24 protein-coding genes and 2 pseudogenes are annotated in these 23915 nt (G+C 66.1%); 14 read left to right on the top strand and 12 right to left on the bottom strand.

The genetic code is table 11. The features are described 5' to 3' along the window. The 3 genes from CLG85_RS18560 to CLG85_RS18550 all read left to right on the top strand — a co-directional run. A partial coding sequence (locus CLG85_RS18560) for a hypothetical protein (protein ID WP_260349835.1) occupies positions 1–1295 on the top strand: 1295 nt, incomplete at its 5' end. 182 nt (positions 1296–1477) lie between these two features. Continuing rightward, the gene (locus CLG85_RS18555) at positions 1478–1879 is read left to right on the top strand and encodes a c-type cytochrome (RefSeq protein ID WP_095883289.1); all 402 of its coding nucleotides are present in this window, start codon (positions 1478–1480) and stop codon (positions 1877–1879) included. 119 nt (positions 1880–1998) lie between these two features. Next, positions 1999–2196 (top strand): CsbD family protein, encoded by a 198-nt coding sequence (locus CLG85_RS18550; protein ID WP_095883290.1) that lies wholly within the window; start codon positions 1999–2001, stop codon positions 2194–2196. 73 nt (positions 2197–2269) lie between these two features. Here the strand turns inward: CLG85_RS18550 and CLG85_RS28015 are convergent, their stop codons facing one another. Then, on the bottom strand, positions 2270–3703 hold the full coding sequence (locus CLG85_RS28015) for a DUF1194 domain-containing protein (protein WP_446323476.1): 1434 nt from the start codon (positions 3701–3703) through the stop codon (positions 2270–2272). A gap of 195 nt (positions 3704–3898) precedes the next feature. Between CLG85_RS28015 and CLG85_RS18535 the strand changes: the two genes are divergently transcribed. After that, positions 3899–4237, top strand: a complete 339-nt coding sequence (locus tag CLG85_RS18535; RefSeq protein ID WP_095883293.1) for a hypothetical protein — start codon at positions 3899–3901, stop codon at positions 4235–4237. Here CLG85_RS18535 and CLG85_RS18530 read toward each other — a convergent pair. From CLG85_RS18530 to CLG85_RS18500, 7 genes are all read right to left on the bottom strand, one after another. Next, positions 4222–4443 (bottom strand): hypothetical protein, encoded by a 222-nt coding sequence (locus CLG85_RS18530; RefSeq protein WP_095883294.1) that lies wholly within the window; start codon positions 4441–4443, stop codon positions 4222–4224. The two genes, CLG85_RS18535 and CLG85_RS18530, sit on opposite strands and share 16 nt — an antisense overlap. Before the next feature lie 109 nt (positions 4444–4552). Then, on the bottom strand, positions 4553–6511 hold the full coding sequence (gene parE, locus CLG85_RS18525; protein WP_095883295.1) for a DNA topoisomerase IV subunit B: 1959 nt from the start codon (positions 6509–6511) through the stop codon (positions 4553–4555). A gap of 102 nt (positions 6512–6613) precedes the next feature. Beyond that, the gene (locus CLG85_RS18520; protein WP_235865457.1) at positions 6614–6943 is read right to left on the bottom strand and encodes a hypothetical protein; all 330 of its coding nucleotides are present in this window, start codon (positions 6941–6943) and stop codon (positions 6614–6616) included. Between the two features lie 162 nt (positions 6944–7105). Then, positions 7106–7711, bottom strand: a complete 606-nt coding sequence (locus CLG85_RS18515; RefSeq protein ID WP_095883296.1) for an outer membrane protein — start codon at positions 7709–7711, stop codon at positions 7106–7108. Between the two features lie 442 nt (positions 7712–8153). Next, the gene (locus tag CLG85_RS18510; RefSeq protein WP_095883297.1) at positions 8154–9227 is read right to left on the bottom strand and encodes a type I restriction endonuclease; all 1074 of its coding nucleotides are present in this window, start codon (positions 9225–9227) and stop codon (positions 8154–8156) included. Between the two features lie 136 nt (positions 9228–9363). Then, positions 9364–9837, bottom strand: coding sequence for a dihydrofolate reductase (locus CLG85_RS18505; RefSeq protein WP_095883298.1), 474 nt, complete (start codon positions 9835–9837; stop codon positions 9364–9366). Then, complete coding sequence (locus CLG85_RS18500; protein WP_095883299.1) at positions 9837–10667, bottom strand: thymidylate synthase; 831 nt, start codon at positions 10665–10667, stop codon at positions 9837–9839. Before CLG85_RS18500 ends, CLG85_RS18505 begins: the two co-directional genes overlap by 1 nt. Before the next feature lie 248 nt (positions 10668–10915). Here CLG85_RS18500 and CLG85_RS18495 point away from each other — a divergent pair, with 248 nt between their 5' ends. From CLG85_RS18495 to htpX, 5 genes and pseudogenes are all read left to right on the top strand, one after another. Continuing rightward, entirely contained in the window at positions 10916–11989 is a 1074-nt protein-coding gene (locus CLG85_RS18495) for a hypothetical protein (RefSeq protein WP_095883300.1), read from the top strand. 9 nt (positions 11990–11998) lie between these two features. Beyond that, a complete protein-coding gene (locus CLG85_RS18490; protein WP_141244627.1) occupies positions 11999–13444 on the top strand; it encodes a hypothetical protein in 1446 nt (481 codons plus the stop codon). A 77-nt stretch (positions 13445–13521) separates the two neighbouring features. Next, positions 13522–13956 (top strand): VOC family protein, encoded by a 435-nt coding sequence (locus CLG85_RS18485; protein WP_095883302.1) that lies wholly within the window; start codon positions 13522–13524, stop codon positions 13954–13956. Positions 13957–13960: 4 nt separating this feature from the next. After that, complete coding sequence (locus tag CLG85_RS18480; RefSeq protein ID WP_095883303.1) at positions 13961–14734, top strand: DUF1194 domain-containing protein; 774 nt, start codon at positions 13961–13963, stop codon at positions 14732–14734. Positions 14735–14813: 79 nt separating this feature from the next. Then, positions 14814–15639, top strand: a pseudogene (htpX, locus tag CLG85_RS18475) (zinc metalloprotease HtpX); the annotation flags it as partial. A gap of 245 nt (positions 15640–15884) precedes the next feature. Here the strand turns inward: htpX and CLG85_RS18470 are convergent. From CLG85_RS18470 to CLG85_RS18460, 3 genes are all read right to left on the bottom strand, one after another. Further along, positions 15885–16337 carry a winged helix DNA-binding protein gene (locus CLG85_RS18470; RefSeq protein ID WP_260349834.1) on the bottom strand — a complete coding sequence of 151 codons (453 nt, stop codon included), beginning with the start codon at positions 16335–16337 and terminating at the stop codon, positions 15885–15887. 197 nt (positions 16338–16534) lie between these two features. Then, complete coding sequence (locus CLG85_RS18465; RefSeq protein WP_224845864.1) at positions 16535–16810, bottom strand: succinate dehydrogenase assembly factor 2; 276 nt, start codon at positions 16808–16810, stop codon at positions 16535–16537. Between the two features lies 1 nt (position 16811). Continuing rightward, on the bottom strand, positions 16812–17207 hold the full coding sequence (locus tag CLG85_RS18460; RefSeq protein ID WP_095884429.1) for a helix-turn-helix domain-containing protein: 396 nt from the start codon (positions 17205–17207) through the stop codon (positions 16812–16814). A gap of 114 nt (positions 17208–17321) precedes the next feature. Between CLG85_RS18460 and CLG85_RS18455 the strand changes: the two are divergent. Together CLG85_RS18455 and CLG85_RS18450 are read left to right on the top strand one after the other, a co-directional pair. Further along, positions 17322–18525: pseudogene (locus CLG85_RS18455) on the top strand (pyridoxal phosphate-dependent aminotransferase). After that, on the top strand, positions 18525–18929 hold the full coding sequence (locus CLG85_RS18450) for a hypothetical protein (RefSeq protein WP_095884427.1): 405 nt from the start codon (positions 18525–18527) through the stop codon (positions 18927–18929). Before CLG85_RS18455 ends, CLG85_RS18450 begins: the two are co-directional and overlap by 1 nt. 9 nt (positions 18930–18938) lie before the next feature. On the opposite strand, the gene CLG85_RS18445 is transcribed toward CLG85_RS18450, so the two are convergent. Next, positions 18939–19874 (bottom strand): LysR family transcriptional regulator, encoded by a 936-nt coding sequence (locus tag CLG85_RS18445; RefSeq protein WP_260349833.1) that lies wholly within the window; start codon positions 19872–19874, stop codon positions 18939–18941. Positions 19875–20052: 178 nt separating this feature from the next. Here CLG85_RS18445 and betC point away from each other — a divergent pair, with 178 nt between their 5' ends. From betC to CLG85_RS18430, 3 genes are all read left to right on the top strand, one after another. After that, on the top strand, positions 20053–21576 hold the full coding sequence (gene betC / locus CLG85_RS18440; RefSeq protein ID WP_095884221.1) for a choline-sulfatase: 1524 nt from the start codon (positions 20053–20055) through the stop codon (positions 21574–21576). A gap of 92 nt (positions 21577–21668) precedes the next feature. Then, on the top strand, positions 21669–23330 hold the full coding sequence (locus CLG85_RS18435; protein ID WP_095884220.1) for a BCCT family transporter: 1662 nt from the start codon (positions 21669–21671) through the stop codon (positions 23328–23330). 223 nt (positions 23331–23553) lie between these two features. Further along, positions 23554–23886: a hypothetical protein gene (locus CLG85_RS18430; RefSeq protein ID WP_095884219.1), complete on the top strand. Its 333-nt coding sequence runs from the start codon at positions 23554–23556 to the stop codon at positions 23884–23886. Positions 23887–23915 lie beyond the last annotated feature (29 nt).

Raw genomic sequence — 23915 nt, 5'->3', positions numbered from 1 at the left:
CGGCGAACGGCGCGCTGACCAGCTTCAACGTCGCGGTGCCGGTCACCCCGCCGCCCACCAGCATCGGCGAGACCTTCCGGGTCGAGGCCGAGACGCTGACCTTGCAGGGGTTTGTCGCCACCGCCAACGGCCACGCCTCGAACGACGCGTTCATCCAGGCCCCGGGCAGCGGACCCAATGTCGCCAGCCTGGTCTTTGCCGAGACCCCGGGCACCTACCAGATCACCGTTGGCCATTACGACGAGTCCGACGGCAACTCGGTGCTCAGCCTGATGATCAACAACGAGGTGCGCGAGACCTTCACCTGGAACCTGAATGCCGGGGATGCGATCGCGAACTCCTCGTCCTTCGCCGAGCACAGCTTCGCGGCCGTGACGCTGGCGGCGGGCGATGTGGTGGCGATCACGGGTGTGCCCAACGGCGGCGAGCCGCTGCGGGTGGACTACCTCGACTTCACGCCGGTCGAAGGCGGTGGCGGGGAGCCGGTGGAAGACCTGCAGGCGCCCACGGTCAGCGCCGCCAGCGCGGCAGGCATCGGGGTCGGCGGTGGCAGCTCCACCACGGTGACGGTGACCTATGCCGACAACGTCGCCATCGATGCCTCGAGCATCGACGTGAGCGACATCACGGTGACCGGCCCGGGCGGTGCCCTTTCGGTCACCGGGGTGAGCGTCAATGTCGGCATCGACGGCAGCCCGCGCAGCGCGACCTATACGGTGGCGGCGCCGGGCGGCAGCTGGGACACCGCCGACAACGGTGCCTACACGGTGGCGCTGCAGGCGGGGCAGGTGCTCGACACCAGCGGCAACGCGGTGGCGGCGAACGGCGCGCTGACCAGCTTCAACGTCGCGGTGCCGGTCACCCCGCCGCCAAGCGCGGACCCGGTGCGCGTGGAGGCGGAAAGCATGGAGCTGCAAGGCTTCCAGGTGCTCAACAACGGCCACGGCTCGAACGACCAGATGATCCAGGCTACCGGCAGCGGGGCGCATGTGGCGGGCTTCGACTTTACCGACGCAAACGGGCTCTACAACATCAAGCTGGGCTACTTCGACGAATCCGACGGGCAGTCGCAGCTCTCGCTGCTGCTGAACGGCGAGACGGTCGACAGCTTCGTCTGGGATGCGGACGCCGGTGCCTCGATCGTCAACGAGACCTCCTACGCCGAACGCGAGATCACCGGTCTTGCGATAGAGGCGGGGGACCGGCTGGAGCTCTCGGGCCTGCCGGACGCAGGCGAGCCGCTGCGCATCGACTTCCTGGAGTATGTCTTCGTCAGCGATCTGCCGGCGGTCTGACCAAGGGCAGGGGTCGCCAACCGGCCCCCGCCACATTACCGCTCGAAAGGTTTCTCGCCGGCGCCGGGGTCGCAACGATCCCGGCGCCGGATCGTCTTGCGGCGATCCCGCGGCTGCTTGACGCCGATCAAGGTGCGCGCGCGGCGACAGGGGCAAGCTTGGGGCAGAAAGGGGTCCCAACCATGCAGATCGTTCTTTTCCTGACCGCCCTCCTAGTCCTCGCGCTGCCGCTTGGCGCTGCCCTTGCGCAGGATGCCGACCGTGGGGCGGCGCTCTACACCGAACATTGCGCCACATGCCACGGCCTTGACGGACGCGGCGACGGGCCGATGGCGGGGGTGCTGATGATCAAGCCGGTGAACCTGACCGAGCTCGCCGCCGCCAATGGCGGCAGCTTCCCGCTGGAGCGGGTGGTCAAGCGCATCGACGGGCGCGATCCGCTGGTCAGCCATGGCTCGCCCATGCCTGTCTACGGCCAGTTCTTCGGCTTCGATGCCGAGGCGGCACTGGAGGGCGAGGTGCCCACGGTGCAGCCGGTGGCCGATCTCGTGGCCCACCTGAAGGAGATCCAGCGCGCCGAGTGAACTGCGGCGCGGCGATGGGCGGAGTGGCGCTCAGCCGGGCAAAACTTGCCCGGCGAAAGCGGAACCGCAGCCCGGACTCGGGGGTTTCTTTTACAGACGTAACCTCAGGAGGACCGGTCATGAACTGGGACCAAATCGAAGGCAACTGGAAGGAATTCAAGGGCAAGGTGCGCGAGCAATGGGGCGAGCTGACCGAAGACGAGGTTCAGCAGGCCAAGGGCGACCGCGAGCAGCTTGCCGGCCTGATCCAGAAGAAATACGGCGTCGCCAAGGAAGAGGCCGAAAAGCAGGTCTCTGCTTGGCAGAACGATCTCTGATCAGGGGACGCGACCCAACAAAGCAACGTCGGCGGGGCCAATTGGTCCCGCTTTTTGATGTCCGGGCTGCGGGTCAGTGGCAGATGTTCGCGATCGCGGCGTCTTTCCAGGGGATCACCACGTCGGTGCCGCTGAGCGCCGCATCCAGCCCGCCGATCGGCATCGCCTCCGAGATCATCGCCCGCAGCCGCGCGGTGCGCGGTGCCTCGGGGTCGAGAAGCTGGCAGCAGACGTATTCCTCGACGATGGCGCCCTGCTGTTCGTAGCCGTGATCGAGGAACCGCGCCGATGTGTCGGGATCGATCAGGTAGGGGTCGACATGGGCCTGGTGCTCGGTGGCGGCTTTCAACGGCGTGTAGCCGGTTGTCTTGCGGTTCTGCCATTGCCAGACGTGGGTCATCTCATGCGCAAAGAGCATCGCCGCATAGAGGTTCACCCGCTCGGGATAGCGGGGCAGGTAGTCGTCGAGGTAGACGTCCTCGCGGTAGAAGATGTGGTTGAACAGCGTCAGCGCCGCCGGAGAGACCGTGACGGTCTCGCCCTGCGAGGGCGGCCAGATACGCTCGGTGCAGGCCAGCCGCGGCCGGATTGGCCGCTCGAAGGTCACCGCGCGCGACGCAAGCCCGTCGTGAAAGCGCACCCGGCTCTTGTCGAGCTGGGGTCCCTGCATGGCGTCGAGGAAGCTGCTCTCATTCGGGCTGAGCGGGCGGCCGCAGCCGGCGAGAGCGGTCAGGAGCAACAGGCTGAACAGGATACGCATAGTCGCAGGGTGCGCTGCTTTTTCGTTTTTGCGCAAGTGGGTTACTCCGCCGCCGCGTAAGTCTCTCGGGGCAGGGCGGAGATCTCGAGGATGAGCTTCTTCTTCACCGCTTCGGCAAAGCTGTCGCGGCTTTCGGCGGTGACCACGAAGGCGCCGGTGCCGCCGATGATCAGCTCCTCGTAGAGTGTCTCGAGCCCCCCCCTGGGCGCGGCCGGGATCGCCCATCGGAAGGATCGGCAAGGCATTGATCGTCACACCGGCCTGCAGCACCTTCGCGCGGGCATCCGCGATGCTCGGACCGGACCAGCTGTTGGCGCTGTCGCCCGAGAAGTCGATCACCCGGCGCCAGCCCTCGAACTCGTTCTCCTCCATCAGCCGCAGCCCCTCGAGCAGCGCCGCGCCGATGGCGTTGCGCCCGTAGGCCTGGCGTGGCTCGTCCAGTAGCGCGGCGGCAAAGCCCCGAGCTGCCTCGGGCCCGTCGATCAGCGTCCAATCCACCACCTGCGCCTGGTTGGCGGCCCATTCCACGTAGGTCACGGCGATATGGCCATAGGCGGTGCCTGCGATGACGGCGAGCACCTCGGGATCGGTGATCGCGAGGGCGTAGCCCTCGCGCTGGAACTGCAGCTCTCCGGGCGTGATCGAGCCCGAGGCGTCGGCCAGAAGAACGAGTTCCAGATCGGTGTCCTGAGCGAGGGCGGGACCGGCGAGGCAGGCAAGGGCGAGGCTCAAGACGAGAGGACGCATCTACGGCTCCTTGCGTTGCAGGCACTTACCCCAGCCTGCCACTGCTCGGCGGCAAAAGAAAGTCACAGGCCCGTTTGCCACGGCAAGATTGCACCGACGCGCAGGATGCGGCATTCTTGCGGCGTGCGGTCTGGCTGTTGGCCTGAACAGGGAATGCGGGCCGCCGCACCGGAGGATCGCCGTGGGACCCGCCAGATGACCAACCCCGAGAAATCCCTGTTTGCCGCCGAGCTCGCACTTGGCCTGTTGCCCGCGCAGGAGCAGGACGAGGGGCTGCGCGCCGTCGCGCGCGATCCCGAGCTGCTGCGAGAGCTGGATTTCTGGCAGAGCCGCTTCATCGGCTTCATGGGGCCGGTCGAGGACGAGGTCCCGCCGCCCCGGGTCTACACCGCGCTGCAGGCGCGGCTGTTCGGGGAGGATGCGCCGCGCAGTTTCTGGCGCGACCTCCTCGCACCAGAGAACCGCGGCCTGCTGGTGCTGGTGATCGCGGTGAAGCTCGGCGTGATCGCGCTGCTGGTCTACGCGCTCTTCTGAGCCGGTATGACGCCACCGCCCAGTGCGCGGCCCAGCGTCATCCAGATCGCGATCGCGGCGACCACGGTGGCAAGCAGCGCCACCAGCAGCAGGTCGAGCCGGCCCGCGACGCCATTGGTCAGCGCATAGAGCACAAGGGCAAAAAGAGGAATATGCACCAGCACGAAGCTGGTGATCTGAAGGCGCAGGAGCGTCGTTTTGGTCATGGGGCGTGTTCGTTTGTCGTGAATGGAACTCGCCTAGGGTGTGCCATGCGCGGAGGGAAAACAAGCACCTTGGGTGCATCTTCCCCGCCGCGCGCGAGCTTGCGCCGTCTCAGACGTCCAGTTCTTCCACGAAACGCGCGTTTTCCTGGATGTACTGGAAGCGCAGTTCGGGCTTCTTGCCCATCAGCCGCTCGACCAGATCGCCGGTTTCGCCGGGCTCGTCCTCGTCGATGGTGACACGGATCAGCTTGCGCGTCGCCGGGTCCATCGTCGTTTCCTTCAGGTCCTTGGCGTCCATCTCGCCGAGACCCTTGAAGCGCTGCACGTCGATCTTGCCCTTTCCGCCAAGGCCTTTGGCCAGCATGACCTCCTTCTCGGCGTCATCGGCGACGTAGATGCGCCGGGCGCCCTGGGTCAGCCGGTAGAGCGGCGGGCAGGCGAGATAGAGGTGGCCATTGTCGATCAGCGGCCGCATCTGGGTGAAGAAGAAGGTCATCAAGAGCGAGGCGATATGCGCGCCGTCGACGTCTGCGTCGGTCATGATGATGACCTTCTCGTAGCGCAGATCGTCGATGTTGAACTTGGTGCCGAGCCCGACGCCGAGCGCCTCGCAGAGGTCACGGATCTCGGCGTTGGAGCCCAGTTTGTTCGAGGCCGCGCCCAGCACGTTGAGGATCTTGCCCTTCAGCGGCAGCAGCGCCTGGGTCTCGCGGAAGCGCGCGCCCTTGGCCGAGCCGCCGGCCGAGTCACCCTCGACGATGAAGAGCTCGGTGCCTTCGCGGCTCTTGGCGGTACAGTCGGTCAGCTTGCCCGGCAGGCGCAGCTTCTTGGTGGCCGACTTGCGGGCGGTTTCCTTTTCCTGCCGGCGGCGCAGACGCTCTTCGGCGCGCAGCACAAGGAAGTCGAGGATCGCGCCCGCCGACTTGGTGTCGGAGGCCAGCCAGTTGTCGAAGTGGTCGCGCACCGCGCCCTCGACAAGGCGCTGCGCCTCGGTCGTGGCGAGACGGTCCTTGGTCTGGCCGACGAACTCGGGCTCGCGGATGAAGCAGGACACCAGCGCGCAGCCGCCGGTCATCAGGTCATCGCGGGTGATGTTGTTGGCCTTCTTGTTGTTCACCAGCTCGCCGTAGGCGCGGATGCCCTTGAGGATCGCGGCCCAGAAGCCCGCCTCATGGGTGCCGCCCTCGGGGGTGGGAACCGTGTTGCAGTAGGACTGGATGAAGCCGTCGCGCGACGGGGTCCAGTTGATCGCCCATTCCACCTTGCCCGGCGCGTTGAACTTCTCGCGGAAGTCGACAGTCCCCGAGAAGGGCTTGTCGGCATAGGTGCTCGCGCTGCCGAGGCTCTCGGTCAGGTAGTCGGCAAGGCCGCCGGGAAAATGGAAGGTGGCCTCCATCGGCGTGTCGCCGTCGGGGATGGCCGACTTCCAGCGTATCTCGACGCCCGAGAAGAGATAGGCCTTGGAGCGCACCATCTTCAGCATGCGCGCCGGCTTGAAGCGGTGGTGGCCGAAGATATCCTCGTCGGCGTGGAAGGTCACCGTGGTGCCGCGGCGGTTCGGCGCGGCGCCGACCTTCTCGACCGGGCCCTGCGGGATGCCGCGCGAGAAGCGCTGCTCGAAGAGCTCCTTGTTGCGCGCCACCTGCACGACCATGGAATCCGACAGCGCGTTGACCACCGAGGCGCCGACGCCGTGTAGGCCGCCCGAGGTCTCATAGGCGTCACCCGAGAACTTGCCGCCCGCGTGCAGCGTGCAGAGGATCACCTCGAGCGCCGACTTGCCCGGGAACTTGGGGTGCGGGTCGATCGGGATGCCGCGGCCGTTGTCGCGGATGGAAACGGAATAATCGGCGTGCAACTCGACCTCGATGCGGTTGGCATGTCCGGCCACCGCCTCGTCCATGGAGTTGTCGAGGATCTCCGCCACCATGTGGTGCAGGGCCCGCTCGTCGGTGCCGCCGATGTACATGCCGGGGCGTTTGCGCACCGGTTCGAGCCCCTCGAGAACCTCGATCGATGATGCGTCATAGGAAGCGGATTCGGTTGCGGCGAGGAGATCGTCGGCCATGTGTTGCTGCTCGTTCCCGGATTCTGGTTGCTGCCGAGTATGGCAGAGCGTGGCTTGCGGGAAAAGCCCCGCACCCCATCATCATGGGGATGACGCTGAGGATCAGGCCGGATCTTGTGGTTGCATGCGCGACCAATGGGCGCCCATGGCGACGATGCAGGAGGTCCCGGAGGCATAGGCGATGACCATCGTCCAGTTGTCGCGCGGGTCGAGCCAGAGTTCGAGCACCTCGTCGGGGCTGCGCAGGCCGGTGGAGGCGAGCGTCGCGCCTTGCTGGCGTTTCAGCCGCTGGGTCATGCGCGGCGAGGGCTCGCAGATCACCTCGGCGATGGGCGAGGTCGCCGCGGCGGGAAGGCCGCAGAGGATGCCGGACAGGGCCGCGAGACAGGCCGCGGCAAACGCCGGAAGGGGAATCGAAACGCTGCGCCACATGCCGAAGAGTGTAACGCCTTCATGACGAAACGCCTAACGCGGTGGCGTTCTCCTGGAAAAATCCCCTGTGCGCGGAGGGAGCTTCCCGGAAAACGAAATGCCCGGCCTCGCAAGGAGGCCGGGCATCGGTCGCAGGGCCGGGGGCCCCGCAACGCGTCTGGATCAGAAGCGGTAGTTCAGCGAGACGTTGAACTGGGTGTTCTTCAGTTCCATGTCTTCGGCGTCGAAGTCGGTGAATTCGTTGTAGGTGATCTCGGTGCCGACGGTCCAGTTGTCGGTCAGGAAGGTTTCGGTACCGATCCCTGCGAAGTAACCGTCGGAGTCACCTGCGTCGATGTCGCCGCCGCTGGTGAACGCCTTGGCGTAGCCGCCCGTGCCGTAAACCATGGTGTTGCCCATGTCGTAGCCGGCACGAAGGCCTGCGCGCATGATGCCGTCGAGGTCGCCGGCAGCGCCGAGGTCAGCGTCGGACCAGTCGTACTGGAGGCCGCCGCCGAGAACCCAATTGCCGAAGTCGTAGTCATAGTACGATTTCAGGCCGTAGGTCATCGCTTCTTCGTAGTCGTCCGGGGTGCCATCGGTGTCGAAGGCGCCGTAGCCCAGCTGAACACCACCGGAGAAGCCGGTCCAGTCACGGCCAACTTCGACGGGCACGGGAACCGGGGTCACGACGGGCTCGACCACGGTCGGTGCGAGGCTGCCGGCGAACGCCGGAACTGCCACGGAGCCTGCAAGGAGGGCCGGGAGGGCGATGCGTGCGAGTTTCATTGGGTCTGCTCCAATTTCTTCATGTTTCATCATGTGTTGTCCAGGCTCGTTTCGGAGCGTGTGACTGAGGATACAACCAAACTTTCGTCCGGAACGATCCACACATAGTGCTCACATGAACGTGCTGTGGCGGAACCACCACGAAAAAACGACCTCTTGGAGGGGGCTCGGCCAAATGCAGCCGGAGCGTGAGTGCCGACAGGCGGAAACTGGCTCATGATTGCAGGGACTTGGAACCTTTTTCGAGATGCTGACGCAGCGTCATTGTCAGGATTAACACGGCCCCGTGAGGGGGCGGCAAGGGCGCTTCGGCGCTCGGACAGGCAAGGAGATGCGACTCAGCGCCATCCGGGTACCCCGCGTGGACCGATCTGCGGGGCGACGGCGTTTAGCGACGCGGGCTGCCGGGGGTCGGATGACCGCCGTCGGAGAGCCACCGCAATCAGCCGTTCGCCACCTTTCGCGACGCTTCGCCGTATTTGCTCGCCGTCGCCAGTATGCGGTCCTTCAGCCCCAGCATGTCATCGAGGTTCTCGATCGGGACCCGCTCTTCCTTGTCTCCGTCGAAAAGTCCGATGTATTTTTGCGTGCGGTTGAAGTGCAGGCGCACGAGAGGCTTGCGATTGTTGTCGTCCAGAAGGATGGCGCAGTAGCTCTTGGCGTCGCGCATGACGACCCGGTCCGTGCTGAGTGCACCACGAAGCAGGCTCTTCACCGTGAGCCACCCTTCGATTTCTTCCTCGGTCGTTATTATGTCGGCGTCGGCGACATCTACGTCCTCGGCGCCACCCTGCATGGGGCCATCCTCCAGCGCGGAAGAAAGGCGCTCGCGAAGCCGGTCGCGAATGATTTCCTTGAAAGCTACCGAAATTGCCGAACTGACGGTGTTGCGGACGGCAGAGTTGATGCGCCCGTCGTGGACCACATTGGCAATGCTCTTCGTCAGGGTTTCCGGAGGCTCTTCGATCCAGGCGAGAAGCAACGATTTCACTGCGGATACATACTTCAGCCGTTCGGCCTGCTGCAAAATGCTTTCGACGTCGAAGCTGGATTTCTCAAATTTGGCGAGTTCCGCGAGGGCGCTGTTGGCGTAGTCCAGAAGGTCAAATGTAAAGAAGGGGCGCCGTTCCAGCTTGTTGGGCTCTTCCAGATCGGAATAGAACCTGTATTCGCGACCATTTGTCAGAATGGCGAATTTGGCATTGGTAACGGTGAAATATCGGAAGAGCTGCGACAGATGCTTTTCGTTGAGCTGGGTGTTCAGGCCCTTGCATTCTATGAGAACGCTGACCTCGGCGTTATGGACGATGGCATAGTCGACCTTCTCCCCCTTCTTGCCGACCGCATCAGCGGTGAACTCGGGGATGACCTCAAGAGGGTTGAAAACATCATAGCCGAGGCTCTGCAGGAAGGGCAGGATCACCGAGGTTTTCACCGCCTCTTCGGTTTGAATGGTTTCGGAATGCGCCCTGACACGGTCCGCCAGGATTTTGACATTGAGGTCGAGATTTGCCATTACCGATTACTCCACCAATTAAACAAAAGATATCCAAACCCAATCCTTTATCAGGAATGGATTTCAATCAAGTAAAATGGCTATTTGGTAAAGGTTGTCGTTTGGCGATATTTTCGATCGGCGTGGCGTGTCGCCGCTATCTCACCAATTCCCGCGCGAAACACCGCGGCCCGTCCCCGCCCAACTCCTTGCGGCCCAACTCGCGCCACTCCGCCTCGTCGAAGGCCGGGAAGAAGGCATCTGCGCCCTCGACCTCGAGATCGACCTCGGTGACCACCAGCCGGTCGGCGTGGGGCAGCAGCCCCTCGTACACAGACGTCCCGCCCATGCCGTAGACACGGAAATAGCCCATCGCCTGCGCCAGTTCCAAAGCCTGCTCGAGCGAGCCCACGACGTGCTCGGTCAGCGAGGCATCCCGCGAGACGACGATATTGAGGCGGTTCTTCAGCGGCTTGACCGGCAGGCTCTCCCAGGTGCGGCGGCCCATGATGAGCGCGCCGCCCGAGGTCTCGCGCTGGAACAGCTTCAGATCCTCGGGCTTGAACCAGGGGATGTCATTGTCCCGGCCGATGGCGCCGTTGCGGGCGCGGGCGACGATGAGGGTCAGCATCAGACGGCCACCGGGGCCTTGATCGCGGGCTCGGGCGCGTAGTTCTCGATGATGAAATCTTCGAAACGGAAGTCGAAGAGCGAAGGCACGTCGCGCGCCAGCTTGAGCGTCGGCAGCGCATGGGGCGTGCGCGAAAGCTGCGTCTCCACCTGCTCGAGGTGGTTGAGGTAAATATGCGCGTCCCCGATCGAATGGATGAAATCGCCGGGCTCGTAGCCGGTCACATGCGCCAGCATCACCGTCAGCAGCGCGTAGGAGGCGATGTTGAAGGGCACGCCGAGGAACATGTCGGCCGAGCGCTGGTAGAGCTGCAGGTGCAGCTTGCCGCCGATGATCCGCACCTGCCAGAGCGTGTGGCACGGCGGCAGGGCCATCTGCCCGATCTCGCCGGGGTTCCAGGCCGAGACGATGAGGCGGCGGCTGTCGGGGCTGGTCTTGATCATCTCGACGAGCTGGGCGATCTGGTCGACCTCGCCAAGCAGCACGCGAGAGGCGCCGTCGTCGCCGATCTCCTCGCGGATCGTCGGGAAGTGCCGCCACTGGTGGCCGTAGACCGGCCCGAGATCGCCGTTCTCGTCGGCCCATTCGTCCCAGATCGAGACGCCGTTGTCCTTGAGATATTTGATGTTGGTGTCACCGGCGAGGAACCACAGCAGCTCGTGGATGATCGAGCGCAGGTGCAGCTTCTTGGTGGTCACCAGCGGGAAGCCCTCGGCGAGCGGATAGCGGCACTGCATCCCGAAATAGGAGATGGTACCGGTGCCGGTGCGGTCGGTCGAACGGGTGCCGAGATCGCGCACGGTGCGCAGGGCGTCGAGATACTGGCGCATGAGGCCTCCGGGCTGGTCGTGTTGCCCCTCCGAGATAGCGGATCGGGGCGGCGAGGCAAAGGCGGATCCGCGGATTTTCGGCAAGATGTTGGGGAAAGGCGGGATCGGCGGGCGATATGCTGTGGCGGCAGAATTGTCTCACTTCGACGTCAATGCTGTTCGCATCAGGGGTTGAACGTTGCTCGGTGATCAGGTGGCTCGCTAGAAAATACCAAAGAGTTTCAACGAGCAGTTTACGGGGCAGTTCTATGGAGAAGGTCTGGATCGCCGCGGCTTTTGCCGGGCTTTTGGCGGGCTGCGGGAGCAGCGGCAGCAGCAACGACGATTGTGTCCGGGACAACCCGCTGCAGGCGTGCGAGGACACCAGCAGTGATGGCGCCGACGGGACCGACGAGGACGGCACCGACGGGACTGACGACACGGTGGATTCCGGCAGCACGAGGACTCCCGAGGACATCGGGGCCACCGTCGCCAGCTTCAGCTTTGCCTCCGACATGAGCGCGCTCACCGTTCAGATCAACGGATTGGACACCAGCCCGGTCAGTGCCGTCTACGAACGCAACGACCGGCTCACCGACGTGATGGGGCTCGACGACTACGTGGCCTACTCGGTGCAGGAGGATCCGCTGGATCGATTTTTCCTGGCGCTTGGCGGCATGAGCCCTGACGAGAGTGTCTCGGCGGTTGCCGTAGGTGACGGTGGCCAGTTCAATACGGTCTTCCAGGACGGCTACTATCGCCGTGTCGGAGCTTTTGATCCGCCCGACTTCGAGAGCGATCCTGCGTCGGGGCAGGTCTCCTACGTTGGGAACTATGCCGCGGTGACGAACGTGGTCACCCGCGATGGTCTGGATCTGAAACCGGTCGGCACGCTGCCGGATGATTATGCAGAACTCGACCTGCCGGGGCAGCCGGTTCCGATGACCGGCGTGATCTTCCTAAATGTCAACTTTGCCGAAGCCGCGCTTAACGGACAAATCCTGAACCGGAAGATGTACGATCCGCGCGACGTCCGGCCCGAAGGCGTCAGCGGGGTCACCAGTGCCGGCAACATCATCCTCGAAGAGGGGGTGATCGACGAGATCGGTGAGTTTGCCGGCAATGGCGTCTTCACCGACGATTCTGCCGCAGGGACGTTCAGCGGTGTCTTCGGCGGCGAAGGCGCGGCCTATGCTGCGGGCAATACCGAACTCTCGTGGTCGATCTCTTCTCTCTTCGGAGAGGACGGTGATTACGACGTGAAGGAAGTCGGCATGTTTGTCCTGACCCAATGCGGCAAGTCCGGCGCACGCGAAGACATCTGCAGCCTCGTCGCCCACTAAGGCCCGACGATGGAACTGCGTAGCTTGCGCCATGCGGCGCTCGCCGTTTCCGGCGCCCTGTTTTTCACCTGTCAGGATGGGGCGCTGGCTGAGCCGTCCGCGCCGACCACCTCCGCGCCCGTCTCCTCCGAAGCGGCCTCGGCGCTTGGCGGCATGACCCTGAGCGCCGCGCAGATGCGCATCGCCGCGCTGCGGGCGGTGCAGACGGGGCATTACGCGCTGGCGGCGGAGCTGGGCGGGCTGCTGCTGCGGGCCGATCCTTCCGATCCCTACGGCCATTTCGTCATCGCCCAGGCCGAGCTGCGCCGCGGCAATGCCGCCGAGGCGCGCAAGGCCGCCCGGCAGACGCTGCGATATGCCAAGACCGATGTGCAGAGGCATGAGGCGGCGCGGGTCATGGCGGCGGCCTATGCGCTCGACGAGAGCTACTTCCTGTCGCAGCTCTGGATGCGCCGCGCAATGATGGACGTGCCCAGCGAGGCGCTCGGGCGGCGCGCGGGGCGCGAATACAAGGCATTGCGCAACCTGTCGCGGCTCAGCCTGTCGCTCGAGCTCTCGGCCGCCCCTTCGTCGAACGTCAACGGCGGCGCCTCGGAGGAGATCAGTACCGTCGACGGGCTGCCGCTGGTCGGCATTCTCTCACCCTCGGCGCAGGCCCTCTCGGGGCTCTCCGCGCGCGGCGCGCTGTCACTGGGCTATGCGGTGCAGCGCGGGCCGAAGTCCGAGACCACGCTGCGCGGATACGGTACGCTGCGCCGGGTCCGGCTGAGCGAGGAGGCGCGGGACAAGGCGCCGAGCGTCGAGAATTCCGACTTCGGGGCCTCCTCGCTGGAGGTCGGCCTGCAGCACCGGCGCCAGCTGGGCGAGAAGGGCCCCGTTGCCTCCGGAAGTGCAACGCTTGGCCGCGCCTGGCAGGGCGGGGAGCACAGCTATGACTACCGCCGCGCCGCGGTCAGCCTCGTGCAGCCGCTGGGCGCGGTCACCGCGCTGACCGGCGGCTTGTCATGGCAGCACCAGCAGGATGCGACGAGCGCCTACAACGACGTCGACACTTTTGGCTACCAGCTTGGGGTGATCCGTGACCTCGGCACGCCGGGCACGGTTTCGGCCATGCTCATCGGTGGCGCCGCGGAATCGGAGAACGGTCAGATCACCCGCGACACCCGCGGGCTGCGGCTCGGCTACGAGCCCGGCGCGCCGGTGGGGCCGGTGCGCCTGTCCTTCGGGCTTTCTGCCTTCGAGCACCGATACCCCGACTACAGGGTTCTCTTCCCGGTGCCAGGTGGGCGCGAGGACGAGGTCTGGCGGGCCGAGATGCAGGTGGCCTTCGAAAAGCTCGATTATGCTGGTTTCGTGCCGGTGCTCGATCTCAGCGCCGAGCGCTCCGAGAGCAACGTGAGCCGCTTCGAGACCGAGACCTTCGCCCTCAGCCTCGGCTTCAAATCGCGCTTCTGAATGTGAAGTCTCGACAAGTGGGCGCGGCCTGCTAGCCTAGGGTCAAAGACTCCAAGACCACGAGGAAAGGGCAAGAAATGCCGATCCGCTACCTGCACACCATGGTTCGCGTGAAAGATCTCGATAAATCCATCGCATTTTACGAGTTGCTGGGGCTGAAGGAGCGCCGCCGCACGGAGAGCGAGAAGGGCCGCTTCACCCTGGTCTTCCTCTGCCCGCCGGATCAGGACGATGGCACCGCCGACGTGGAACTTACCTACAACTGGGATGGCGACGAGGGGCTGCCCTCGGACTCGCGGCACTTCGGGCACCTGGCCTATTCCGTGCCGGACATCTACGCGGCCTGCCAGGCGCTCATGGACGCCGGGGTGACGATCAACCGCCCGCCGCGCGACGGCCACATGGCCTTCGTGCGCTCGCCCGACAACGTGTCGATCGAGCTGCTGCAGCAGGGCGATGCCAAGGAGCCGGCCGAACCCTGGGCGAGCATGCCCAACACCGGCCACTGGTAACCCCATGGGCGCGCGTCTCGCCTGCGGTCTGACGCTGGGGCTGAGGCTGGGGCTCGCGCTGGGACTTTCGGCGGGGCTGGGCCTCTTGCCCAGCTCCGCCGCACGGGCGCAGGAGACCTCCTGCCGGCTTGCGCTGCTGCTGGCTCTCGACGTGTCGTCCTCGGTCGACGACCAGGAGTACCGGTTGCAGAAGGAGGGACTCGCCGGCGCGCTGCGCGATCCCGACGTGCGCCGGGCGATCCTCGAGGGCGGTGGCAGTGTGGCGCTTTCCGCCTACGAATGGAGCGGGCGCAACCAGTCGCAGCTGGTGCTCGACTGGACCATGCTGCACGACGAGGCGACGATCGACGCCGTGGTGGTGCGGCTGCTCAGCGCGCCGCGCAGCTACAACCGGTATCCCACTGCCATGGGCTATGCGCTCGGCTTCGGCGCCGGCATCCTCGAGGCCGCCCCGGCCTGCGAGCGGCGGGTGATCGATGTCTCGGGGGACGGGATCACCAACGACGGTTTCCGCCCGCAGCAGGCCTACACCCATTACCCCTTCGAGGGGGTGACGGTGAACGGGCTGGCGGTGATGGGTTCGGACCCGCGGGTGGTCGAATATTTCGAGGGCGAGGTGCGACACGGTCCGGGCGCCTTCGTCGAGGTGGCTTCGGGCTACAGGGATTTCCTGCGCGCCATGTCGCGCAAGCTCTTCCGCGAGCTCAATGACATGATGGTGGGCGAATTGGTGCCCATCCCCGGTCCCGAGGGCGCTCCGGACTCGGCGCTGCGCTGAGCCCGGCTTGGTTCGGCACGGGCGCCGGCCTATATGTCGAGCAACACGCTCCCCCGATCCAGCCTGACGGAGACACGCCATGGGATATGCGAAGACGGCCCTTCTGATGGCCGCGATGACTGCCCTCTTCATGGGGCTCGGCTACCTGATCGGCGGCAGCTCCGGCATGGTGATCGCGCTGATCTTTGCCGGGGGGATGAACGCCTTTACCTGGTGGAACTCCGACAAGATGGTGCTGCGCATGCACGGCGCGCAGCCGCTCTCGCCGGGCGACCGCTTCGGGCTGCACGACATGGTGGCCGAGCTGGCGCGGAACGCCGGACTGCCGACCCCCAAGGTCTACCTGATGGACAACCCGCAACCCAACGCCTTTGCCACCGGGCGCAACCCGCAGAATGCCGCCGTGGCGGTGACCACGGGGCTGCTGCGCAGCCTCTCGCGAGAGGAGCTGGCGGGGGTGGTGGCGCATGAGCTGGCGCATATCCGCAACCACGACACGGCGATCATGACCGTCACCGCGACATTCGCGGGGGCGATTTCCATGCTGGCCAACTTCGCCTTCTTCTTCGGCGGCTCGCGTGACGAAAACCGCATGGGCATCGTCGGCACGCTGGCGATGATGTTCCTCGCGCCGATGGCGGCGGGCCTGGTGCAGATGGCGATCAGCCGGACCCGCGAATATGCCGCCGACAAGGCCGGGGCAGAGATCTGCGGCAACCCGCTGTGGCTGGCCTCGGCGCTGGGGCAGATCCAGCGCGGCGCGGCGCGGATCGACAACCTGCGGGCCGAGGCGAACCCGGCCACCGCGCATATGTTCATCATCAACCCGCTGCACATGCACAAGCGCGACAACCTCTTTGCCACCCACCCGGCGACCGAGAACCGCATCGCGGCGCTGAAGGAGCTTGCCGCGCAGGGCGGCTACGGCCAGCCGCGCGGCACGCGGCAGGGCGGTATGTCCGGCGACTGGGGCGGGGCAGGCAGCGAATTCGGCAGCCGCGTCGAGGGCCGCGAGGTGGTCGAGGACGATCCGCGCCGTCCCAGTGTCGCCGGTCGCCCGCGCCCGGTGCCGCGCAAGCGGCGGGACGGGGACGAGGGGCCCTGGAGCTGATCTTCCGCCGCCACGGTGTCACCTAAGGGCCGCGCCCGCTCAGTAGATGTAGCGGATCTGGTCCGTCCAGAACCGCTCCAGCCGGCGCAGACCGCTGTTCACGTCCTCGAGCCCCTGCAGGTCGACGATCTGCCGCGCCTCGATGCCCTCGGAATGACGCTGGAACAGCTCGTCGACAAGGGCACGGATATTGCGGCCCTTCTCGGTCAGCCGGACCCGCACCGAGCGGCGGTCGATCTCGCAGCGCTGGTGGTGCATGTAGCCCATGTCGACCAGCTTCTTGAGATTGTAGCTGACGTTCGAGCCCTGGTAGTAGCCGCGCGACTTCAGCTCGCCGGCCGTCACCTCGTTGTCGCCGATGTTGAACAGCAAGAGCGCCTGCACCGCGTTGATCTCGAGGATGCCGACACGCTCGAACTCATCCTTGATCACGTCGAGCAGCAATCGGTGCAGCCGCTCGAGCAGCGAAAGTGTCTCCAGGTAGCCCGCCACGTAGCCCGTGACCGGTTTTCTTCCAAGGGGGGGCGTGGATGCTCATGATCGTCTCCGCCAGTGCCATGCGGCCCAATGCCGAATGACCGATGGTTCTGGAGGGAAAAGACCAAGAAGTGGTTAAATCTAGTCAGATGTGGCGAAAAGCGCGGAGGCCGCGCCTTTCGGTCCTGGCATCGGCCCTTTCGGCCCGGGTCTCAGCCGTTCGCCGCGACCCGGGTGATCTCGGCGATCAGCGGGCGCAGCTCCTCGGGCGCGGGGCGCTGGCCCGAGATCCACTGGTAGAGATCGGGGTCATATTCGTCGAGCAGCGCCTCGTAGGCGTCGAGCTCGGCCTCGGTCATTGCCTCAAGCCGCGCGTCGGCGTAGCGCACGAGGATGATGTCCATCTCCTTGGTGCCGCGGCGCATCGAGCGCATGCGCAGCCGCTTGAGCCGGTGTTCGCGGGTCTCGCCGGTGAGTTCTGCCGTCATCTCAGGCCCCTTCCTTGAGCATCTTGCGCAATTTCTTCTCGAGGCGGCCCAGACGCTCGCCCGTGGCGCGCATTTCGCCGCGCAGGGCGCGAAGTTCAAGCAGCGTTTCGTCAAGATCGGGGGAAATCTGTGCCTCTTCCTCGTCCGGCGCCGAGACGCCGTCGCCCTCGCCGGTGATGAGCCAGACCATCGGCACCCCCAGCAGGCCGGCCAGCATCTGCAGCCGGTTGGCGCGCGGCTCAGAGAGGTCGTTCTCCCAGCCCTGCAGGGTTTTCAGCCGCACGCCGAGCCGCCGCGCCAAGGCCTCCTGATCCATGCCCGCGGCCTCGCGGGCGGCGGCGAGCCGGTCGCCGAAGGTGGCCGCATCGGGGCCGTACCAGTCGTTGTCGTCGATCATGACTCTCCTTTCGCGGCATTCGTGCCACCGGGGCCGGCGACGCGGGGGAAGCCGCTTGAACGGTGTCGGGGCGCAGCCTATGACATGAGGCGCAGCAATACAAACGGTGCCCAAATGCCCTTTCTTTCCGAGACCCTCTCCCGCGTGAAACCTTCGCCGACCGTGGCGGTGACCCAGCTTGCCAACGAGCTGAAGGCGGCCGGGAAGGACGTGATCGGCCTTGGCGCAGGCGAGCCGGATTTCGACACGCCCGAGCACATCCGGGCCGCGGCGAAAGCGGCCATCGACGCGGGCAAGACCCGCTACACCGCTCCTGACGGCATCATCGAGCTGAAGCAGGCGATCTGCGCCAAGTTCGCCCGCGAGAACGGGCTGAGCTACAAGCCGTCGCAGATCTCGGTCTCGACGGGGGGGCAAGCAGGTGCTGTTCAACGCCTTCCTCGCCACGCTCAACCCCGGCGACGAGGTGATCATTCCTGCGCCCTACTGGGTGAGCTACCCCGACATGGTGCGGCTCGGCCAGGGCGAGCCGGTGATCATCGAGGGCGCTCCAGAGCGCGGCTACAAGATCACCCCCGAGCAGCTCGAGGCGGCGATCACCCCCAAGACCAAATGGTTCCTGTTCAACTCGCCGTCGAACCCCACCGGCGCCGGCTACTCGCGCACCGAGCTGAAGGCGCTGACCGACGTGCTGATGAAGCACCCGCACGTCTGGATCATGTCCGACGACATGTACGAGCATCTGGCCTATGACGGCTTCGAGTTCTGCACCCCGGCCGAGGTCGAGCCGGCGCTCTACGAGCGCACGCTGACCTGCAACGGCGTGTCCAAGGCCTATGCGATGACCGGCTGGCGCATCGGCTACGCGGGTGGCCCCGAGCACCTGATCGCCGCCATGCGCAAGATCCAGTCGCAGAGCACCACCAACCCCTGCTCGATCAGCCAGTGGGCGGCGGTCGAGGCGCTGAACGGGCCGCAGGAATTCCTCGGCGAATGGGTCGAGGTGTTCAAGCGCCGCCGCAACCTCGTGGTCGAGGCGCTGAACGCGGTCGAGGGCATCACCTGCCCGACTCCCGAGGGCGCCTTCTACGTCTACCCGACCATCAACGGCCTGCTCGGCAAGACTTCGGCGGGCGGCCGCAAGATCGACACCGACGAGGATTTCGCGACCGCGCTGCTGGAAGAGACCGGCGTGGCCGTGGTTTTCGGCGCGGCCTTCGGGCTCTCGCCGGCGTTCCGCATCTCCTACGCCACCTCGGACGAGGCGCTGACCGAGGCCTGCAAGCGCATCGCCGCCTTCTGCGGGGCACTTCGCTGATGGCCGGGGCGCTGCCGGAGTTCTTCTTCCGCACCCGCGACAACGGGGCCCTCGTGTTCCGCGTGGACGGCGAGAACCGGCAGCGCCGCATCGAGATGACCCAGATCGCCGTGGTCAACCTCGCCAAGGGCGAGGTCCGCGCCCATGGCGAGCACCAGCTCACCCCCGAGGACCTCGCGGCGATCGGCACGTGGGTCGAGGATCGCAAGGCGCTGCTGGCGCGGCGCAGCTTCGACGAGATGCAGCGCACCATCGATCAGCTCAACGCCGCCGCGCAGTGGGCGCAGTCGAAGGCCAGCGATGCCGAACTCGACGAGGTCACCGACGCGCTGCTGCTGGCCATGCACGACCTGCGCGGCGTGCTGGTGCGGCGACGGGCCGAGAAGCTCAGCCGCGAGGGCTGAGCCCGCAGCTCACCCGCTGAAACTGTCGCGGATCCAGTCGTAGACCGCGCGCATCTCCTCACCCGGCTGGCGCGAGAGCATCCGCAGCATGTAGCCATGCCCGCTTTCCAGCTCGGCCTGCGCCGCGGCGGGCAGGGCGGGGACCAGGGCGCCCGTCTCCAGCCGGCTGTCGATCAGCCCGCGCCAGCCGAGCGCCACGCCCAGCCCCTTTTCCGCCGCCTGGATCACGTGGTCGTAGCTGTTGAAGCTGATCCGCTCGCCACCGCCGCGCACGCCCGCCTCCGGCCCGAGCTGCGCCAGCCAGCTGCCCCAGGTGAACCAGGGCGCGCCGGCGTCCGAGGTGAGCTCGATCAACGGCAGCCCCCGCAGTGGGTCCGGATCGCCGAGGCCCGGGTGCGCGTCGCGGAAGGCCGGGCTGCAGACCGCCATCACCCGTTCGGCAAACAGGCAGCAGGCGGTGCCCGTCCCCTCGTGTCGCGGCTCCATGCGGATCCGCAGGTCCGCCTCGCGGTCCGCGCCCGCCTCGGGAAGCTGCCGGGTCAGCAGCGAGATGCCGAGGTCGGGGAAGGCGGCGCAGAGCGAGGGAAACACCGGCAGAAAGCGCAGGCTGGCAAAGGCGAGGTCGGTTTCGATCACCAAAGTCCGGCGGCGGGCAGGGCGCTGGAAGCGAGAAAACCCGGCGGCGGCCTCGCCGAGATGCGGGGTCAGTGCCGTGCGCAGTGCCTGCCCGTCGCGGGTCAGCGCGACCCCGCGCCGCTCGCGCCGCAACAGCTCTTTCCCGAGCGCCTCCTCGAGCGACTTCATCCGCTGGCTCAGCCGTGGCTGCGACAGCCCGGCGATCTCTGCTGCACGAGAGAGCTGACCGCAGTCCGCCACCAGCAGGAAGAGGCTCAGGTCGGCGGCGTAGCGGGCAAATGTGCCATAAGAAATGTCAATATCACGCATAAGCTGATTTCGCGGTTCATCTGCCCGAAAGTCAACTACTCTCTCCGAAACTTATATCATGACACCAGATGCACTTGCCGCGCGCCCCGCTTGCCCAGCGGGTGGGGCGCGCCATGTTGCGACAGACGCGTCCGCCCTCCGGCGGGCGCAACGACGCGTGGAAAGGACAGCACTCCGCATGAACCAGACGAGCCGCCCGAACATCTTGATCTTCATGGTCGACCAGCTGAACGGCACCCTCTTCCCCGACGGGCCCGCCGACTGGCTGCACGCCCCTCACCTCAAGGCGCTGGCGGCGCGTTCCACCCGGTTCCGCAATGCCTATACCGCCTCGCCGCTCTGCGCGCCGGGTCGGGCGAGCTACATGTCGGGCCAGTTGCCGTCGCGCACCGGGGTCTACGACAACGCCGCCGAGTTCGCCTCCTCGATCCCCACCTATGCCCACCACCTGCGCCGCGCCGGTTACCAGACATGCCTGTCGGGCAAGATGCACTTTGTCGGACCCGACCAGCTGCACGGCTTCGAGGAACGGCTGACCACCGACATCTACCCGCCCGACTTCGGCTGGACCCCGGACTACCGCAAGCCCGGCGAGCGCATCGACTGGTGGTATCACAACATGGGCTCGGTCACCGGCTCTGGCGTCGCCGAGATTTCCAACCAGATGGAATATGACGACGAGGTCGCCTACCACGCCACGCGCAAGGTCTACGATCTGGGTCGCGGCCACGACACCCGCCCGTGGTGCCTGACCGTCAGCTTCACCCACCCGCACGACCCCTATGTGGCGCGCCGCAAGTACTGGGACCTCTACGAGGACTGCGAGCACCTGCTGCCCGAGGTCGGGCCGATCCCCTACGAAGAGCAGGACGCCCATTCCAAGCGCATCTTCGACGCCAACGACTGGCGCAGTTTCAACCTGACCGAGGATGACGTGCGCCGCTCGCGCCGCGCCTATTTCGCCAATATCTCCTATCTCGACGACAAGATCGGCGAGGTCATGGAGGCGCTGCGTGGCACCCGGCAGGAAGACAATACCATCATCCTGCTGGTCTCGGACCATGGCGACATGCTCGGCAACCGCGGGCTCTGGTTCAAGATGTCCTTCTTCGAGGGCTCGGCGCGCGTGCCGATGATGATCGCCGCGCCGCAGATGGCGCCCGGCCGGGTCGACACGCCGGTCAGCAATATCGATGTCTGCCCCACGCTCTGCGACCTCGCCGGTGTGCCGATGGACGAGATCGCCCCCTGGACCGATGGCGAGAGCCTCGTGCCGCTGGGGCAGGGCGGCACGCGCGGCACGCCGGTGGCGATGGAATACGCCGCCGAGGCCTCCTACGCGCCGCTGGTCTGCCTGCGGCAGGGGCGCTGGAAGTACAGCCGCTGCGCGCTAGATCCCGAGCTTCTCTTCGATCTCGAGACGGATCCGCATGAACTGACAAATCTCGCCGAAGACCCGCAACACGCCGCAACGCTCGACGCCTTCCGCACCGCCGCCGACACCCGCTGGGACCTCGCCCGCTTCGACGCCGAGGTGCGCCAGAGCCAGGCCCGGCGCTGGATCGTCTACGAGGCGCTGCGCAACGGCAGTTATTTCCCCTGGGACTTCCAGCCGCTGCAGAAGGCCTCGGAGCGCTACATGCGCAACCACATGGACCTCAACGTCGTCGAGGAGAACGCGCGCTTCCCCCGCGGCGAGTGACCCAGTTCCTCACCCCGGAAATTACAACCCGGCCGCCCACGGGCGCTGCGGCCGGGACTATCCCAACGCCCGATCAACAGGGACACAACTGAATGGCAAAGATTGAACCTCCCCTCTCAGACCTGCCGATCAAGACGGCCGACAAGGGCTTTTACAACGGCTTCTCGCTCGACGTGACGGTGACCTCCAAGCTCGCCGTCGGCGGGCTGGTGCTCTGGGCCGTCGCCTTCCCCGAGCAGGCCGGCGGCGTGCTCGGCGGGCTCAACACCTTCATCCTCGCCAATTTCGCCAGCTGGTACATCTACGTGATGGCCTTCTTCGTGCTGGTCTGCCTGGCACTGGCAATCTGGCCGGCGGCGGGCAAGCTCAAGCTCGGCCATGATGACGAACAGCCCGAGTTCGACAACTTCTCGTGGTTTTCCATGATGTTCGGCGCTGGCATCGGGGTCGGTATGCTGACTTGGGCGGTGGCCGAGCCGATCTACCACTTCCGCAACAACCCCGAGGTGATCCAGGGGCTCGCGGACGGCGAGAGCATGAACAACTTCATGAACGCCTACAAGTACAGCTACCTGCACTGGGGCTTCTCGGCCTGGTCCTCCTATGCCATCGCCGGGCTTGCGCTGGGGTATTTCACCTACCGCCGCGGCCTGCCGCTGACCATCCGCTCCTCGCTGACGCCGCTCTTCGGCTCGGCACTTTCGGGCCCGCTCGGCCACCTCGTCGACATCGTCGCGGTGATCGCCACCATCCTCGGCGTGGCGCAGACGCTGGGCTTCGGCGTCGAGCAGTTCGTCGCCGGGATGAGCAAGATCGGCATCGGCGACTGGCTGGTGACCGCCGAGGGCAATGCCTCGCCCGCCGGCATCATCGTGGCGTTGGTGGTGATCATGGGCGCCTCGACCCTCTCGGCGCTCTCGGGCGTCGGCAAGGGCATCAAGTGGCTGTCGAACCTCAACATGGGGCTGTCGATCTTCCTGCTGGCCTTCCTGATGATCTTCGGCTCCACCTGGTTCGGCCTGCAGGCGCTGTTCATGGGGATGATCGACTACCTGATCGCGCTGCCCAAGATGCTGTTCACCGTCTACCGCCCCGACGGGTCGGAAACCGGCGACGCGCTCTCGGGCTGGCAGGGCGCCTGGACGGTGTTCTACTGGGCCTGGTGGGTGGCCTTCGCCCCCTTCGTCGGCCTCTTCCTCGCCCGCATCTCGCGCGGCCGCACCATCCGCGAGTTCGTGCTCGGCGCGATGATCGTGCCGTCGATCATGTGCTTCGTCTGGTTCTCCTTCGCCGGCGGCACGGCGATCGACATGGAACTCTCGGGCGTGGCGAAGGGGGCGATCTTCGCCTCCACCGATGGCGCCAAGATCTTCACCATGACCGGCATCATGCTCGGAGACGTGCTGGGCTGGTGCATGGCGGTGATCATCGTGATCCTGCTGATGACCTACCTGGTGACCTCGGCCGACTCGGCGGTGCTGATCGTCAACACCATCAACGCCGCGGGTGACGAGGGCCCGAAGGCCCGCCCGCACATCATCTTCTGGGGCGTGACCCTGGGTGTCGTGGTCGCCGCGCTGCTGCTGGTCGGCGGGCTGACGGCGATCCAGACCGCCATGGTGATCGGCGCGCTGCCCTTCTCGGTGGTGATGCTGCTGATGTGCCTCGGCCTGTTCAAGGCGATCTACCGCGACGGTCTGCGCGCCCGCCACGGCGTGCCCTCGGTGACGGTGGAGATGCCGCCCGCCGAGTGAGGCCGATGCGGTCAGGGGGCCCGGCTGGCGCAGCGATGCGCCGGCCGGTGCCGTTTCCGGCGGCAAGTCTCGTTCTCATCCAGAGCGTAATCCACGCTCCTGCGCCCAATTGTTTCCGGAGACCTCGAGCGACCGGCAAAATGCGGCGAAAAATTGACATAGCTCTACCGCCTGCTAGCCTCTCCCGAACGGTTCCCCCTGTTCGGGTATGTGAGGGATGAAGATGCGAGTTCTCAGCGTTTGCGCCGCGGCAGCGGCACTGGTGGCCCTTGCGGGCGCGGCCCAGGCGGGCAGCTTGGGGTACCCGGGCGACATGTACATGCCCGGCTCTGCTGGCTTCGTGGCAGGCGCAAGCACTGCGCAGCCGCTGGTGCAAGCCTACCCGGGCCCAAACATGTGTGCCGGAAAGCAGCAGCCGGTGATCCTCGGCGGGCAAATCTGGTGCGGAACCCCCACCGGCGGCGTCTACGCAGAGCCCGTCCGGACTGTCCGGCGCGGCACGATGGGCACCCAGAGCGCGCCGCTGCCGCGGGCCTACGTTCCGGCCGGTCAGTAAGGCGTCGCTTCGACGCACCCCCCAAGGCC

Origin of the sequence: Alloyangia mangrovi (assembly GCF_002300555.2) — a bacterium.
In the GTDB taxonomy this organism is placed as follows: domain Bacteria; phylum Pseudomonadota; class Alphaproteobacteria; order Rhodobacterales; family Rhodobacteraceae; genus Salipiger; species Salipiger mangrovi.
Note: the sequence above shows the minus strand (reverse complement) of the source record. Positions and strands in the feature narration are given on the sequence as shown.

Coding starts and splice junctions, on each gene's coding strand:
- CLG85_RS18555 (WP_095883289.1), top strand. CDS start 1,478: ATGCAGATCGTTCTTTTCCTGACCGCCCTCCTAGTCCTCGCGCTGCCG.
- CLG85_RS18550 (WP_095883290.1), top strand. CDS start 1,999: ATGAACTGGGACCAAATCGAAGGCAACTGGAAGGAATTCAAGGGCAAG.
- CLG85_RS28015 (WP_446323476.1), bottom strand. CDS start 3,703: ATGCGTCCTCTCGTCTTGAGCCTCGCCCTTGCCTGCCTCGCCGGTCCC.
- CLG85_RS18535 (WP_095883293.1), top strand. CDS start 3,899: ATGACCAACCCCGAGAAATCCCTGTTTGCCGCCGAGCTCGCACTTGGC.
- CLG85_RS18530 (WP_095883294.1), bottom strand. CDS start 4,443: ATGACCAAAACGACGCTCCTGCGCCTTCAGATCACCAGCTTCGTGCTG.
- parE (WP_095883295.1), bottom strand. CDS start 6,511: ATGGCCGACGATCTCCTCGCCGCAACCGAATCCGCTTCCTATGACGCA.
- CLG85_RS18520 (WP_235865457.1), bottom strand. CDS start 6,943: ATGTGGCGCAGCGTTTCGATTCCCCTTCCGGCGTTTGCCGCGGCCTGT.
- CLG85_RS18515 (WP_095883296.1), bottom strand. CDS start 7,711: ATGAAACTCGCACGCATCGCCCTCCCGGCCCTCCTTGCAGGCTCCGTG.
- CLG85_RS18510 (WP_095883297.1), bottom strand. CDS start 9,227: ATGGCAAATCTCGACCTCAATGTCAAAATCCTGGCGGACCGTGTCAGG.
- CLG85_RS18505 (WP_095883298.1), bottom strand. CDS start 9,837: ATGCTGACCCTCATCGTCGCCCGCGCCCGCAACGGCGCCATCGGCCGG.
- CLG85_RS18500 (WP_095883299.1), bottom strand. CDS start 10,667: ATGCGCCAGTATCTCGACGCCCTGCGCACCGTGCGCGATCTCGGCACC.
- CLG85_RS18495 (WP_095883300.1), top strand. CDS start 10,916: ATGGAGAAGGTCTGGATCGCCGCGGCTTTTGCCGGGCTTTTGGCGGGC.
- CLG85_RS18490 (WP_141244627.1), top strand. CDS start 11,999: ATGGAACTGCGTAGCTTGCGCCATGCGGCGCTCGCCGTTTCCGGCGCC.
- CLG85_RS18485 (WP_095883302.1), top strand. CDS start 13,522: ATGCCGATCCGCTACCTGCACACCATGGTTCGCGTGAAAGATCTCGAT.
- CLG85_RS18480 (WP_095883303.1), top strand. CDS start 13,961: ATGGGCGCGCGTCTCGCCTGCGGTCTGACGCTGGGGCTGAGGCTGGGG.
- CLG85_RS18465 (WP_224845864.1), bottom strand. CDS start 16,810: ATGACGGCAGAACTCACCGGCGAGACCCGCGAACACCGGCTCAAGCGG.
- CLG85_RS18460 (WP_095884429.1), bottom strand. CDS start 17,207: ATGATCGACGACAACGACTGGTACGGCCCCGATGCGGCCACCTTCGGC.
- CLG85_RS18450 (WP_095884427.1), top strand. CDS start 18,525: ATGGCCGGGGCGCTGCCGGAGTTCTTCTTCCGCACCCGCGACAACGGG.
- CLG85_RS18445 (WP_260349833.1), bottom strand. CDS start 19,874: ATGCGTGATATTGACATTTCTTATGGCACATTTGCCCGCTACGCCGCC.
- betC (WP_095884221.1), top strand. CDS start 20,053: ATGAACCAGACGAGCCGCCCGAACATCTTGATCTTCATGGTCGACCAG.
- CLG85_RS18435 (WP_095884220.1), top strand. CDS start 21,669: ATGGCAAAGATTGAACCTCCCCTCTCAGACCTGCCGATCAAGACGGCC.
- CLG85_RS18430 (WP_095884219.1), top strand. CDS start 23,554: ATGCGAGTTCTCAGCGTTTGCGCCGCGGCAGCGGCACTGGTGGCCCTT.